The sequence below is a fragment of the Streptomyces sp. Tek67B01 genome, assembly GCF_055231995.1.
Window position 1 is genome coordinate 1,488,636 of record NZ_JBUYUY010000001.1, and the last position, 14,235, is coordinate 1,502,870.

The following is a 14,235-nucleotide window of genomic DNA, read 5'->3' on the forward strand; positions in this document are numbered from 1 at the left end:
ATCATGTTAGGTCGATACGTGATCGTTTGTGATCAGAAGGCGGGCGGTTCAGGGCAGGGCGATCCCCGCCACGCGAAGGGCGTGGGACAGGTCGCGGTGTTTGCCCCCGGCGAGCGCGGAGGCCGCGCGGAGCAGACGCGGGGCGAACCAGTGCGGGTCCCGCCGCGCCAGGGCGGCGGCCTCCTCGGCGGTGCGCAGCCGGACGAAGGCGGAGAGCAGCGCGTCGGCCTCCCGCTCGCGCCCGCCGGCGCCGAGGAGTAGGGCCGCCTCGGCGACCTCGGCGGTGGGGCGACCGGCGCCCTGGCGCAGCAGCGCGTCGCTGTCGCCGACCCGTCCGGCCTCCCCGAGCGCGGCCGCGGCGGCGGCGAGCCGATCGGGCGGGAGCGAGGCCGCCTCCCAGAGCAGGGTCGCCCAGTCCGCGCCGAGCCCGGCGCGGCCCAGCTCGGCGGCGAACTCCGGGAGCAGCGGCGCGGGCCACCCGGCGGCCTCGCAGAGCAGCGCGTGCGCCTCTCCCCCGCGGCCCTGCGCCCGGAGCCCGAGGAGCCGGGCCACGGTCCGCGGCACCTGCGGCGGCAGGGCGGTGACTCCGGACCCCGCGGTCGGGTCCGCGGTCGGGTCCGCGGTGGGGCCGGCCGGCCCCACGGCTGGTTCCGGCGCGCCGGGTCCGGGCCGCGGCGGGGCCGTCGGTTCGACGCCGGGGTGCTCGGGCGGGTCGGCATCCGGCGCCGCGCTCACGGGGACGAGGTGGGCGAAGCGGGCGCCACGGGGAGTGCGCTCCGGGGCCCGGGGCGCCGCGTCCGGCAGCGACGGCGGCGCTTCCCCGGCCGGCGCCCCCGCGTACCGGGCGCCCCCGGTACGCCGCCCACCCCGCAACCACCGCCCCCCGGCCCGCCCGAGCGGCACCCCGGCCGGCGGCTGCCCGGCCGGCGGCTGCCCGGCCGGCGGCTGCCCGGCCGGCGGCTCCGGTGGTCGTACCCCGGGACCGGCCGTCGGGCCCTCGTACCGGGGCTCCGGTAACCCCGGGCCCGACTCCGGCGGATGCACCGCGAGGTCGCCGGCCGGGCCCTCGCCGCCGGGCTCCCCCGCCCCCGGGAACGCCTCGGGCGGCTTCGCCATCGGGCGGGTGGTCGCGCCCTCGCGCCGGGGCCCCGGGACCCGCGAGGGCGGCGCCGTCTCCACCGGCAGCGCCGAGAGGCGGGCCGTCAGGTCCCGCCGGCGGGCCGCCGCGCGGGCCGCGTCGTCCCGGAGCCACGCCCGCTCCTGCTCCCGCGCAGCGTCCGTGGCCCCGTCCGGCCGCTCCGTCAGGCTCGCCAGGGCCGCCTCCGCCGCCACCCGCTGCTCGGCGGCCCGGGCCAGCAGCTCCCGCAACTCCCGCGCGCCGCCCGGCGCCCGGTCCCACGCGGCGGCCGCCGCGTCCCGCAGCCCGGCGGCGTACCGCACCTCCCCCGCCGTGGCCGCCGCGTCCCCCAGCAACGACTCCAACACGTCCCGGGGCGGGATCGCGGCGCCGTCCAGGCAGGCCCGCATCCCCTCCGGGTCCCGCCGCAGGAACTCCCCGTACCAGCCCGATCCGGGGTCCAGTCTGCGCGTCAACCCGCGTAAGTATTCAGCGAGTTGACCCATCAGCAGCGAAGTCGCCGTGTCCATGCCCGCATTGGACCCCACGCGTGTTACGGGCGGGCTACGGGAATCTCAAAGCTTGACGGCGATAGCGGTGTGCGGCCGCTTGCCGCGCCGCGCCAGCGCGGCCGGCACGTCCACCACCCAGAACTGCCAGGTGTACTTGTGCGACATCAGCTTGCGCACCCGCCGCAGCCCGGTCTCGTCCAGCAACCGCGCCCGCCCCTCCACGGCGACCGCGTCCCGCGGAACGCGTCCGCGCACATCGCAGGGGGACACGGTGACCCGCCCGTTGTTGCGGATGCGCTTGACCTTCCACGAGTCGCTGCGCGTCCACACGTACAGCTCGCCCCCGTCGGCCACCGCCCACACGGGGGTGGCGACGGGGGTGCCGTCCTTGCGGAAGGTGGTCAGACTGACGTACTTGCCCCGGCCGAGCTCCTCAACGGTCATGCCCCGACCTTAGGCCCTGGCGTCGACGTCCCTACGGGCGCCCGTGCGGGTGCACGACCATCGCCGATCCCCCGCCCCGGCGGGTGGGCTCGGCCGCGGCCAGCCAGCGGCCGTCCGGGAGGCGCTGGACACCGGTGGCGGCGCCGATCTCCGGGTTCTGCCGGAAGACGTGGCCGAGCGCCTCCAACCGCGCGCGGACCGGGCTGTTCCACAGGCCCGGTTCCAGCTCGGTGGAGCTCTGGTTGCGCTGGCTGGCGCGCGGCGCGGCGATGGCGTCGACCAGCGGCAGGCCCCGGTCAAGGTGCCCGAGCAGGGTCTGGAGCACGGTGGTGATGATGGTGGCGCCGCCCGGGGAGCCGACGGCGAGCACCGGGCTCCCGTTCCGCAGGACGATGGTCGGCGAGATGGACGAACGCGGCCGCTTGCCGGGGCCGGGCAGGTTCGGGTCGGGGACGCCGGGGGTGGCGGGCGCGAAGGAGAAGTCGGTCAGTTCGTTGTTGAGCAGGAAGCCGCGGCCCGGGACGGTGATGGCGCTGCCGCCGGTGGATTCGATGGTCAGCGTGTAGGACACCACGTTGCCCCAGCGGTCGGCGACCGTGAGGTGGGTGGTGTTCTCACCCTCGTACGTGGTGGGCGCGGCCGGCCCCGAAGCGGCGCAGGGGGCCGGGTGGCGCGGGTCGCCGGGGGCGAGCGGGCTGGTGAGGGCCCGGTCCGGTGTGATCAGGCAGGCGCGGCTGTCGGCGTACCGCTGGGAGAGCAGCTCGCGGGTGGGGACCTGCTCGGCGGCCGGGTCACCGACCCAGCGGCCCCGGTCGGCGAAGGAGATCCGCGAAGCCTCGATGAAGCGGTGCAGGTACTGCGTTTCGGACAGACCCCGCAGGTCGGTGCCCTCCAGGATGTTCAGCGCCTCGGCGACGGTGGTTCCGCCGGAGGAGGAGGGGGCCATGCTGTAGACGTCGAGGCCCCGGTAGCGCACCTGGGTGGGGGCCTGGCGCTTGGTCGCGTAGGCCCGCAGGTCCTCGGTGCTCAGGTCGCCGGGGCGGACGGTGCGGGTGGCGGCCGGGCTCACGGGGGGCTTGCGGACGGCGCGGACGATGTCCTCGGCGAGCGGGCCCCGGTAGACGGCGCCGGCGCCCTTGCGGCCGAGTTCGGCGTACGTGGCCGCCAGGTCCGGGTTCTTGAAGGTGGAGCCGACGACCGGCAGCGCCCCGCCCGGCAGGAACAGCTTCGCCGTGTCCGGGAAGTCCTTGAAGCGGTCCTGGTTGAGCTCGGTCTGCGCCCGGAAGGTGGCGTCGACGGTGAATCCGTCCCGGGCGAGTTTCTCGGCGGGCTTCAGGAGCTGCCCCAGTGGCCGGGTGCCCCAGGCGTCCAGGGCGCTCTTCCAGGTCGCCGGGGTGCCGGGGACGCCGACACCGCGACCGCTGGTCTGGCCCTCGGCGAAGGGGATGGGGACGCCGTTCTCCTGGAACAGGGTGGCGGTGGCGGTCGCCGGGGCGGTCTCGCGCCCGTCGATGGTCTCCACCCGGTGGGAGGCGGCGTCGTAGAAGACGAGGTAACCGCCGCCGCCGACCCCGGCGGAGTACGGCTCGGTGACCCCGAGCGCGGCGGCGGTGGCGACCGCGGCGTCCACGGCGTTGCCACCCGAGCGGAGCACCGCGATGCCGGCCGCCGAGGCGTCGGCGTCGACGCTGGCGACGGCCCCGCCGTAGCCGACGGCGACCGGGACCTTCGGGGGAGCGCCGGCCGCCGCCGACGGCGGGGCGGCGGCTCCGGTGGACACCAGCGCCCCGGCGAGGGCGACGAGCGCGAACTGACGTGCGGTGGGACGACGCATCCGTACCTCCAGTCGACAGCCCGTCAGATCCCCTGTGACGGGCCCGGTCCGGCACTGTAGCTTCACCGCACCCCCCACGTCAGGACCGCCCGGGGCGGGTTAACATCCGCGCCATGAACGACGACGTGCGCAACATCGTGCTCGGAGTGGTGGCCACCGCCATCAGCGGCGGCTTCGGCTGGTTCTCCCGGACGTACCTGTGGCGCCGCACACTGCGCCGCAAACAGGCCTTCTTCGGTCTGCCCACCGGCTCGGACTGCGTGTTCGTGGTCAACCGGCAGATGGGCGGCACGGAGGGGTCGGTGCACCGCAACGACGCCTTCGCGCTGCTGGAGATATCCGCGCTGATCAAGGACTGCGCGGCCAACCTGCGGATCGTCTCCCACGACACGGCCCGCCAGGGTTTCGGGGAGCGGGCCGAGTTCTGTGTGGGCGGCCCGGTCTCCAACGCGCGCACGGCCGCGCACCTGTCCTCCATGCTGCCGGGCGTGCTGGTCGACCACTCCACCGAGGCGGGCCCCGACCGGGGGGCGATCCGGGTCGGCGAGGAGACGTTCCGCTGGGACAAGGGCCGAGTGGACCACGTGCTGCTGGCCCGACTGACGACGGGGCCGGGGACCCGGCCGGTGTTCCTGATCTCCGGGCAGACCGCGATCAGCAACCAGGCGGGGGCGCGGTACCTGGCCCGCCACCACCAGGCACTGGCCCGCAAGTACGGCAACGACTCCTTCTGCGTGGTACTGAAGGTGATCAACTCCGACGCCTACGGCCCGGACGTGGTCGAACTGCTGGCCGATGTCACGCGCGCGGCGCGGACACCCGCAGCGGCAGTCGCGTGATCCCGTTGATGAAGTTGGACACCAACCGTCTTGGCGGTCCCGCCGGTTCGGGAGCGGGCATCAGTTCGCGCCACTGTTCGTAGAAGGTCCGCAGTTGGAGCCGGGCGAAGTGGGCGCCCAGGCAGACGTGCGGGCCGTCGCCGAAGGAGACGTGCGGATTGGGCGACCGGTCGAGGTCGAGGCGCTCGGGTGCGCGAAAGACCCGCTCGTCGTGGTTGGCGGAGGCGTGGAAGACCACCACCTTGTCACCGGCGCGGATCGGCTGCCCGGCGAGTACGGTGTCGACGGCCGCGGTGCGGCGAAAGCTCAACACCGGCGGGTGGACGCGCAGGAGTTCCTCCACCGCGCGCTCCGTGGGCACTTCGCCTCGGGCCAGTCGACGGTAGGCGTCCGGGGCGCCGGCCAGGGCGAGCAGGCCGCCGGGCGCCGCGCCGCGCACCGTATCGTTGCCGGCCACGGTCAGCAGGAAGAAGAACATCTCCAACTCGCCCGGGGCCAGGCCCGCTTCGGCGAGGGCCGTCATCACGTCCCCGCCGGGACGGGCCCGTTTGTGCGCGGCCAGTTCGCGGGCGTAGTCGAACATCTCGCCGAGCAGTGCCGGGGAGCGGGGGTTGAGCGGTTTCCCGTCGGGGCCGAGCCGCGGCTCGGGCGTGTCCTCGGGGTCCTGGTAGCCGATGACCCGTACGGTCCAGTCGAGCAGCAGGCCCCGGTCCGCCGCCGGGACGCCCAGCAGGTCGGTCAGGTTGAGCAGGGCGTACTCGTCGGTGACCGCGGTGACGACATCGGTCGCGCCGTCCACGGCCCCGTCCCGGGCGGCGCGCAGCAGTGCCCGGGCGCGGGCGCGCACGCGGTCGGCGAAGGCGTCGACCCGGGCGGGGGTGAAGGCCCGGGCGACGAGCCGGCGCAACCGTCCGTGGTCGCCTGCGCTGCGGCGCGGGTCCTGGTTGAGCATGGTGCGCCGCAGGAACGGCAGGTCGGCCGGGTCGGGGTCGCGGATCTGGGTGGCGCCCAGCCAGGAGGAGTACGTGGCGTGGTCGCGCAGGACCCGTACGGTGTCGGCGTGTCGGGTGACGGCCCAGAACCCTGGGCCGGCGGGCCAGCCCAGGACCTCCGGCTCGGGCTGCCACGCCACCGGGTGCCGCTCGCGCAGTACCCGGTAGCGCTCGTGCGGGATGCCCGCGGCGTAGAGGCGGGGGTCGAAGACGTCCGGAACGTCGTCGCCGCCGCGTGCGGGGGCGTCGGTCATGGCGCCTACGGTGTCGTCCGCGCCCCTTCCCCGCAAGGGGGCGCGGGCTACCTCTCCCGCCGTCCGCGGCGCAGGGCCGCCGTCAGGGCGGTGATTTCCGTCAGGCGCAGGGGCTTGGCCAGGAGGAGGACGACGAGGGCGAGCACCGCGGTCCCCGCGCCGGTGGCGGCGAACCGGCCGGCTGCCTCGCAGGCGCGGGCGGCGGCGTATCCGGCGGCTGCCGCGGGCAGGCACGCCGCCAGCAGCCGCAGGTGTGTACCGGCCGCCGTGACGTTTCGCCCGGCACGGCCCGGGATGCGCGGGCCGAGCCGTCGGGCGAGGACGAGGGCGGTGACCGCGGCGCCCGCGGTGAAGGCCACCGACGAGGCGGCGGCCATGCCGGTCACGATCCAGCGCAGGGGCAGCAGTTCGTAGGCGGCGTAGGAGAGGGCGGCGTTGAGGGCGACGATGACCAGGTTCAGCAGGAACGGGGTCCGGGTGTCGCAGAGCGCGTAGAAGCCGCGCGAGAGGACGTACTGGGCACAGAAGGCGATCAGGCCGGGGGCGAACGCGACGAGTATCCCCGCCATCACCTCGGCGTCGGCGGCCTTGACCTCTCCGTACTGGAAGACGCAGGCCGTCAGCCAGGGCGCGAGCGCCGCGAACAGCGCGGCGGCGGGCACGATGAGCGCGGCGCCGGTGCGCAGGGCGTAGGAGACGTCGTTGCGGACGGCGCCGAGGTCGCCCGAGGCCGCGGCGGAACTCATGCGGGGCATCAGGGCGGTGATCAGGGAGACGGTGACGATGCCCTGCGGGACGATCCACAGCTGGTAGGCGTTGGTGTAGGCGACGTAGCCGGCGCCGCCCGCGACACCGGCGCCTTCGGCGAGTTTCCCCGCGGTGGTGGAGAGCCGGGTCACGACCCAGTAGGCGAACTGGTTGGCGAGTACCAGCAGGACCAGCCATCCGGCGTTGCGCAGGGGGCGGGCGAGGCCGCTGCCGCGCCAGTCGAAGCGCGGGCGCCAGCGGAAGCCGGCGGAGCGCAGGGACGGGATCAGGGCGAGGGCCTGGACGACGATGCCCGCGGTGGTGCCGATGCCGAACAGCCGGGTCTCGCCGGAGGTGAGGCCCGCGCCCCCGCTGTGCGAGAAGGCGAGGAAGAGCCCGAACACCGCAATGATCACGAGGTTGTTGAGGACCGGCGTCCACATCATCGCCCCGAACTTCCCCCGCGCGTTCAGCACTTGGCCGAGCAGGGTGAACATCCCGTAGAAGAATATCTGCGGCAGGCAGAACCGGGCCAGGGCCACGGTGGTGTCCACCTCGGTCGGCGTGTACGCGGAGGGCGTGTACGCCGAGATGATCGCCGGGGCCGCCAGGACGGCCACGGCGGTCAACGCGAGGAGCGCGACGGTACAGGCGGTGAGCAGCCGGTCGGTGTACGCGGTCCCGCCGTCCGGGTCCTCACGGGCGGCCCTGACCAGTTCGGGCACGAAGACGGCGTTGAGCGCGCCGCCGATCAGCAGCATGTAGAGGATGTTGGGGACGGTGTTGGCCACGGCGTAGCTGTCGCCGCGGATCTGGGTGCCCAGGGCCGCGAGGACGACGGCGGAGCGGACGAAGCCGGTGGCGCGGGAGACGATCGAGCCGGCTGCCATCAGGGCGCCGCTGCGTCGCACCGACGCCTGTCGCCCCGGGGTCTTGAGGGGTGCGTCGTCGCGGTGTCGGGCGAGGGCCGGCGACCCGGCGGCCGTCACCGGCCGCTCCTGTCGGCGTACTGGTCCATCAGGGGTTCCCCGCTTCGTCGTCGATCGGCGACGAGGGTAACCCGGGGTCACTGTTGACACGAAGTCAATCGTTACCCGTACGTAACTTACCCACGGGTTACCTACGGTAAGCCGCTCCCGTTACCGTCGGCACACTTTGTCACCGGCGCACGCGAGGAGCATCGATGCCCCGCACCACCAGCACCGCAGCAGCGGTGGCGGCCCTGCTGGCCACAGCCGCCCTGGGCCTGGCCCCCCACCAGGCCCAGGCGGCGACCACGAACACGTCCACCGTTGCCGGCTCCGCCACCTCCCCCTCGTCGGAGCTGCGCTTCCACGACATCCCCGGCTCCGGCGGGATCACCCTCAAGGGCAACGTCTTCACCCCGGCCGGCGCCCAGAGCGGCCGGACCTACCCGCTGATCGTGCTCCCCACCAGCTGGGGCCTGCCGCAGATCGAATACATCGCCCAGGCCAAGCAGCTGGCCGACTCCGGTTACGTCGTCGTCAGCTACACCTCCCGCGGCTTCTGGCTCTCCGGAGGACAGATCGAGGTCGCGGGACCGCCCGACGTCGCCGACGTCTCGGCCGTCATCGACTGGGCCCTGGCCCACACCCCGGCCGACGCCGGGCACATCGGCCTGGGCGGGGTCTCGTACGGGGCCGGCATCAGCCTGCTGGCCTCCGCGCACGACCCGCGGATCAAGGCCGTGGTGGCGCTCAGCGGCTGGGCCGACATCGTGGAGTCCATCTACTCCGGCCGCACCCAGCACCTCCAGGCCGCCGCGCTGCTCGGCGGCGCCGGCTATCTCACCGGCCGCCCCGGCCCCGAACTCCAGGGCATCCTGGGCGACTTCCTCGGGTCGCGGCTCGACCGCGAACCGCAGATGATCGAATGGGGCAAGGTCCGCTCGGCCGCCTACCAGGTCGACCGGATCAACGCGAACCACCCGGCCGTGATGATGGGCAACGCCTGGGGCGACACCATCTTCCCGCCCAACCAGTACGCGGACTTCTTCGAGAAGCTGACCGGACCCAAGCGCCTGGAGTTCCGCCCGGGCGACCACGCCACCGCCGAGGCCACCGGCCTGTTCGGACTGCCCAACGACACCTGGACCAACGCCCACCGCTGGTTCGACCGCTACCTCAAGGGTGAGCGCAACGGCGTCGACACCGAGGCCCCCGTACAGATCAAGTCCCGCGGCGACAGCGGCTACGAGGGCTACGCCGACTGGAAGTCGGTCGGCTCCGGCGGCTCCGAGAAGCTCGCCCTCGCCGACAGCGAGCACATCCGGGCCAACGTCGACTCCGGCGCCGACGGCGGGATCGTCTTCCTCTCCAGCGTCCTCGACCAGCTCGCCAAGGCGCCCCCGGTAGCCTCGATCCCGCTGCTCCCGCGCGCCTTCGCCGCCGTCTGGCAGTCGGAGCGCTACGGCGCCGACCGGCGCGTACGGGGAACCGTGAAACTGCACACCACCGTCACCCCCAGCGCCGGGGACGGCACCTTCGTCGCGTACCTGTACGACGTCGGCCCCCTGGGCATCGGCAAGCTGGTCACCAACGCCCCGTACACCTTCCACGGCAAGACCCCCGGCAAGGCCTTCGGGGTGGACCTGGACCTCTTCTCCACCGCCTACGACGTACCCGCCGGCCACCGGCTCGCCGTCGTCGTCGACACCGTGGACCCGCTGTACATCGAACACAACCCGGCCGGCGCGCAGCTGACCTTCTCCTCGCCGCGCACCGATCCCTCGTACGTCTCGGTGCCGCTGCGCGAGCAGTGATCCGCGGCTGCTGCCGGCCGGGCCGGTTCCGGGGGGGTTACCGGAGCGGCGTGCCCGGCAGCAGCGTGCCCGGGTCGGCGGGGGCGATGTCGACCGCCTCGGTCTTGGGGCTGCGGCGCTCGCGTCCGGCCACCCAGGTCGCGAACCAGGACAGCAGCATGCACATCCCGATGTAGACCGGTGAGATGACCAGCACCACCGGGATGAAGGGCAGGTCGTAGTCCAGGTTCGAGGCGATCAGCTTCCCGGCGTGCAGGAACTCCTCGTAGGTGATCAGGAATCCCAGCGAGGTGTCCTTGAGGGCCACGACCAGCTGGCTGATGATCGCGGGGAGCATCGCCCGGACCGCCTGTGGCGCGAGCACGTGGCTCATCACCTGCGTCTTGCGCATGCCCAGGGCGTAGGCGGCTTCCCGCTGGCCCTTCTCCACCGCGTTGACACCCGTCCGGAAGACCTCGGCCAGCACCGAGCCGTTGTACAGGGTCAGCCCGGCGACCAGGGCGGGCAGGGGCTGCACTTGGAGGGCGACGAAGATGAAGAAGATCATCACGAGGACGGGCATCGCCCGGAAGAACTCCACGAACACGGTGGCCACCAGGCGCACCGGGCGGTGGACGGAGAGCCGTCCGGTGGCGAGCACGGCTCCCAGCGCGAGCGAGAGCACCGAGGCGTAGGCGAAGGCCTTGAGGGTGTTGCCGAGGCCCGTGAGCAGCAGCTCCTGGATGCCCTCGTACTCGAAGGGCGTCCATTTGGCGGCGCTGAACTGCCCGGTGTCGAAGAGCAGGTAGACGATCCAGCCCAGCAGGGCCAGGATCAGCACGGTCGAGAGGACCCCGTAGAGGAGGTGCCGGCGCCGCGCCTGCGGGCCCGGGACGTCGTAGAGGGCGGTGGACTGCGTGTCCCCGTACAGCGAGTGGGCGGTCATCGCACGACTCCCCAGCGCTTCTCCAGCACGTTGAACAGCGCGCTGATGGACAAGGTGATGATCAGGTAGCCGATGGCGATCCAGACGAACGTCCAGACGATGTTGTAGCCGAGTTCGCTCAGGGGTTTGTAGGTGCCCAGCAGCTCGGTGACGCTGAACGCGCCCGCGATCGCGGAGTTCTTGGCGAGGGCGATCAGGGTGGAGCCGATCGGCGGGATGACGGAGCGGAAGGCCTGGGGCAACACCACGCCGCCCAGGGTCTGGGTGAAGGACATCCCGAGGCTGCGAGCCGCCTCGCCCTGGCCCTTGGGCACGGTGTTGATGCCCGAGCGCAGTACCTCGCAGATGAAGGCGGAGGTGTAGCAGCCGAGCGCGAGCACGGCGAACAGCTCGAAGGGAAGGGTCACCCCGAAGCGGGGCAGGCCGAGCAGGACGGCGAAGAACAGCAGGGTGAGCGGGGTGTTGCGCAGCACGGTCACCCAGACGGTGCCGAAGACGCGCAGCGATCCGATGGGGGCGACCCGGAAGGAGGCCATCACGAAGCCGAGCGCGAGGGCGAGGAGGGAGGCGTAGACGGTGAGTTCGAGGGTCCCGAGGAAACCCTTGGCGTAGATCGAGAAGTTCTGGGTCAGTACGTCCATGGCGGTGTGCTCTCCCCTCAGCCCGCCGGGTAGCGGTCGATGGCGGGCGGTTGCGGAGCCGGTACGCCGGAGAGGCCGAGCGTGGCGGCGTACGCCTTCTTCCAGTTCCCGTTCTTCTCGTTCTGCGCGAGGGCGTCGTCGAGGGCGAAGCGCAGCGCGTTGTCGTCGCGGGGGACGCCGATGCCGTAGGGCTCCTCGGAGAAGGGCTTTCCGACGACCTTGAGCTCTTCGGGGACCTTGGCGGCGTAGCCGAGGAGGATCGAGTCGTCCGTGGAGACGGCGTCGACCTGGTAGGTGAGCAGGTTGTCCACGCACGCGGAGTACGTGTCGTAGGCGACGAGCACCGCCTGGGGGTACTCGCGCTCCAGGCGCTGGTAGGGGGTGGAGCCGGAGGCGGAGCAGACCTTCTTGCCGGCGAGGTCGTCGGGGCCCTTGATGTCCTTCTCGTTCTTGCGGACGAGGAGCGACTGGCCGGCCATGAAGTAGGGGCCCGCGAAGCCGACCTGTTTCTTGCGGTTGGCGTTGATCGTGTAGGTGCCGACGTAGAAGTCGATCTGGCCGTTCTGGAGGGCGGTCTCACGGTTGGCGGAGGCGATGGTCTTGAACTCGGTGGTCTTGGGGTCGAAACCGAGGGAGGCCGACATCATCTTGGCGATCTCGATGTCGAAACCGGAGTAACGGCCGCTGGAGGGGTCCTTCTCGCCGAGGTAGGGCTGGTCCTCCTTGACCCCGACGACGAGGTGGCCGCGGCGTTCGGCGTCCTTCCAGGTCGGGGAGTCCGGCAGCTTGAAGCCGGTGGCGACGTGGTACACGGGCAGGGCGTCCGGCTGGGGCCCCTTGACCGGGGGGCTGCCGGGCTTGCCGCAGCCGGTGGCGGCGCCGAGCAGGGCGAGCAGGGGAAGCAGGCCGAGCAGGAACAGACGGACGAGCAGGAACAGACGGGCGGCCGGGAGCGGGCGGGTGGGCGTGCGGGAGCCGATGAGGCGTTTCACGAGCCGTCCCCCCTCAGTGCTTGAGGATCTTGGAGAGGAAGTCGCGGGCCCGGTCGCTCTCGGGTGCGGTGAAGAACGCCTCCGGGGCCCGGTCCTCGACGATCTTCCCGTCGGCCATGAACACGACCCGGTTGGCCGCGGAGCGGGCGAAGCCCATCTCGTGCGTCACCACGACCATCGTCATGCCCTCCGAGGCGAGCCGCCGCATGACCTCCAACACCTCGTTGATCATCTCGGGGTCGAGGGCGGAGGTGGGCTCGTCGAAGAGCAGTGCCTTCGGGCTCATCGCGAGGGCGCGTGCGATCGCGACCCGCTGCTGTTGGCCGCCGGAGAGCTGCGCGGGGTACTTGTCCGCCTGGTCGGCGAGGCCCACCCGCTCCAGCAGTTCGCGTGAGCGTTTGTCCGCCTCGTCCTTCTTGCGTTTCCTGACCTTGATCTGCGCGAGGGAGACGTTGGCGAGGATCGTCTTGTGGGCGAAGAGGTTGAAGGACTGGAAGACCATGCCGACCTCGGCGCGCAGGCCGGCGAGCTCCTTGCCCTCGGCGGGCAGGGGACGCCCGTCGAGGACGATCGTGCCCGACTCGATCGTCTCCAGCCGGTTGACGACCCGGCAGAGCGTGGACTTCCCGGAGCCGGAGGGGCCGATGACGACCACCACCTCCCCGCGGCCGACGGTGAGGTTGATGTCCTGGAGGACGTGCAGTTCCCCGTAGTACTTGTTGACGTCCCGCAGCTCGATCAACGGATCGACGGCCATACGCTGCCCTGCCCACTTGTCGGTGTCGAGGTCAGCGCAAACTATCCAGCCGCGGAAGGGCACTTCGCCTCGACACGCCTAAAGCCGACATAAAGGCCTTCGAGATCAGCCCTCCGAGGCCTCGGCGTAGGCCTGGGACAGCTCAGGCGATCCCGTCACGGCCCAGGAAACGCCCGACTCGACCACGTTCAGCTCCCGGCCGGAGGCGAGCCGGATCACCGGCTGGCCATTGGGCCACACCTGCCAGCGGGCCCCGGGAATGGTCCGGACGATCAGGGTCCCGAGGTAGAAACCGGCGTCGTTCCCGAGCCAGGGCACGGCCTCCGGGTCCCGTCGCCACCGGGGCATCAGCTGGTCCAGCGCCTCCAACGACGCCGGGCTCCCGTCGAGTTCGAGCCCGGCGGACCTCGCCTGGGCGCGCAGCATGTGGCACTCCGAGAACAGCTCGGCCATGCCCTCGGGATCGTCCGCGAGGGCGGCGGCGAGCCCCGCACCCTGTTCCGTCTCGTGCCGGCTGCGCCAGTTGGCCAGGAAAGGGATGTTCATACGGACCAGACTCGCACCGCCGCCCCCGCCTGGCCACAGGGCGCGCAGGACCGGAATCCCGGCCCGCCGGGTCAGAGCTCCAGGTCGACGACGACCGGGGCGTGGTCCGAGGCGCCCTTGCCCTTGCGCTCCTCGCGGTCGACGTAGGCGTCCGTGACGGCCTTGGCGAAGGGTTCGTTGCCGTAGACCAGGTCGATGCGCATGCCGCGGTTCTTGGGGAAGGCGAGCTGGCGGTAGTCCCAGTACGTGTACGGGTGGTCGTACTTGAGCGGGCGGGGCACCACGTCGCGGAGCCCGGCGGCCCGCAGCGCCTCCAGGGCGGCGCGCTCGGCGGGGGTGACGTGGGTCATCCCCTCGAACACGGACGGGTCGTACACGTCGTCGTCGGTCGGCGCCACGTTGTAGTCGCCGAGCACCGCGAAGGGGCGCGGGCCGGCCGCGTCTTCCGCGACGGCCGCCGCGAGCGCGCGGAACCAGTCCAGCTTGTAGCCGTAGTGGTCGTGGGCGACCTCGCGGCCGTTCGGCACGTACACCGACCACACGCGCACGCCGCCGCAGGTCGCGGAGATGGCGCGGGGTTCCTCGACGCCCTCGTAGGCGGGGCCGTCGGGCAGCCCCACGACCACCTCGTCCAGACCGACCCGGGAGATCACCGCGACGCCGTTCCACCGGCCGGTGGCGTTGACCACGGCCTTGTAGCCCAGCTCGCGCAACTCGTCGTGCGGGAACTGCTCCGCGGAGCACTTGGTCTCCTGGACGCACAGGACGTCCGTCCCGGAACTCTCCAGCCAGGCCAGCAGGCGCGGCAGCCGGGCGGTGATCGAGTTGACGTTGTATGTGGCGATACGCATGC

13 protein-coding genes are annotated in these 14,235 nt (G+C 72.5%); 2 read left to right on the forward strand and 11 right to left on the reverse strand.

From position 1 onward, the window contains the following. Positions 1-48: 48 nt before the first annotated feature. The 3 genes from ACV7NM_RS06870 to ggt are packed head-to-tail and all read right to left on the reverse strand — an operon-like array spanning position 49 to position 3,907. Positions 49-1,647 (reverse strand): hypothetical protein, encoded by a 1,599-nt coding sequence (locus ACV7NM_RS06870; RefSeq protein WP_463409429.1) that lies wholly within the window; start codon positions 1,645-1,647, stop codon positions 49-51. Between the two features lie 45 nt (positions 1,648-1,692). After that, positions 1,693-2,073 carry a PPOX class F420-dependent oxidoreductase gene (locus ACV7NM_RS06875; RefSeq protein ID WP_463409430.1) on the reverse strand — a complete coding sequence of 127 codons (381 nt, stop codon included), beginning with the start codon at positions 2,071-2,073 and terminating at the stop codon, positions 1,693-1,695. A gap of 31 nt (positions 2,074-2,104) precedes the next feature. After that, a complete protein-coding gene (ggt, locus tag ACV7NM_RS06880; protein WP_463409431.1) occupies positions 2,105-3,907 on the reverse strand; it encodes a gamma-glutamyltransferase in 1,803 nt (600 codons plus the stop codon). A gap of 113 nt (positions 3,908-4,020) precedes the next feature. Between ggt and ACV7NM_RS06885 the strand changes: the two genes are divergently transcribed. Next, on the forward strand, positions 4,021-4,746 hold the full coding sequence (locus ACV7NM_RS06885) for a hypothetical protein (protein ID WP_463409432.1): 726 nt from the start codon (positions 4,021-4,023) through the stop codon (positions 4,744-4,746). On the opposite strand, the gene ACV7NM_RS06890 is transcribed toward ACV7NM_RS06885, so the two are convergent. Together ACV7NM_RS06890 and murJ are read right to left on the reverse strand one after the other, a co-directional pair. After that, positions 4,706-5,992, reverse strand: coding sequence for a cytochrome P450 (locus ACV7NM_RS06890; RefSeq protein WP_463409433.1), 1,287 nt, complete (start codon positions 5,990-5,992; stop codon positions 4,706-4,708). The two genes, ACV7NM_RS06885 and ACV7NM_RS06890, sit on opposite strands and share 41 nt — an antisense overlap. A 47-nt stretch (positions 5,993-6,039) precedes the next feature. Further along, on the reverse strand, positions 6,040-7,728 hold the full coding sequence (gene murJ, locus ACV7NM_RS06895) for a murein biosynthesis integral membrane protein MurJ (protein ID WP_463409434.1): 1,689 nt from the start codon (positions 7,726-7,728) through the stop codon (positions 6,040-6,042). A gap of 194 nt (positions 7,729-7,922) precedes the next feature. On the opposite strand from murJ, the gene ACV7NM_RS06900 reads away from it, so the two are divergent. Next, positions 7,923-9,521, forward strand: coding sequence for a CocE/NonD family hydrolase (locus ACV7NM_RS06900; RefSeq protein WP_463409435.1), 1,599 nt, complete (start codon positions 7,923-7,925; stop codon positions 9,519-9,521). A 37-nt stretch (positions 9,522-9,558) separates the two neighbouring features. Here ACV7NM_RS06900 and ACV7NM_RS06905 read toward each other — a convergent pair whose 3' ends face one another. The 6 genes from ACV7NM_RS06905 to ACV7NM_RS06930 form a co-directional block, all read right to left on the reverse strand. Continuing rightward, positions 9,559-10,446 (reverse strand): amino acid ABC transporter permease, encoded by an 888-nt coding sequence (locus tag ACV7NM_RS06905; RefSeq protein ID WP_463409436.1) that lies wholly within the window; start codon positions 10,444-10,446, stop codon positions 9,559-9,561. After that, the gene (locus tag ACV7NM_RS06910) at positions 10,443-11,087 is read right to left on the reverse strand and encodes an amino acid ABC transporter permease (protein WP_463409437.1); all 645 of its coding nucleotides are present in this window, start codon (positions 11,085-11,087) and stop codon (positions 10,443-10,445) included. The genes ACV7NM_RS06905 and ACV7NM_RS06910 overlap by 4 nt, the downstream gene beginning before the upstream one ends. A 17-nt stretch (positions 11,088-11,104) precedes the next feature. Then, on the reverse strand, positions 11,105-12,007 hold the full coding sequence (locus ACV7NM_RS06915) for a glutamate ABC transporter substrate-binding protein (protein ID WP_463413861.1): 903 nt from the start codon (positions 12,005-12,007) through the stop codon (positions 11,105-11,107). A gap of 85 nt (positions 12,008-12,092) precedes the next feature. After that, positions 12,093-12,836, reverse strand: a complete 744-nt coding sequence (locus tag ACV7NM_RS06920; protein ID WP_463409438.1) for an amino acid ABC transporter ATP-binding protein — start codon at positions 12,834-12,836, stop codon at positions 12,093-12,095. A 105-nt stretch (positions 12,837-12,941) separates the two neighbouring features. Further along, the gene (locus ACV7NM_RS06925) at positions 12,942-13,382 is read right to left on the reverse strand and encodes a DUF6278 family protein (RefSeq protein WP_463409439.1); all 441 of its coding nucleotides are present in this window, start codon (positions 13,380-13,382) and stop codon (positions 12,942-12,944) included. Positions 13,383-13,453: 71 nt separating this feature from the next. Further along, positions 13,454-14,233: an exodeoxyribonuclease III gene (locus ACV7NM_RS06930; RefSeq protein ID WP_463409440.1), complete on the reverse strand. Its 780-nt coding sequence runs from the start codon at positions 14,231-14,233 to the stop codon at positions 13,454-13,456. Between the last annotated feature and the right edge of the window lie 2 nt (positions 14,234-14,235).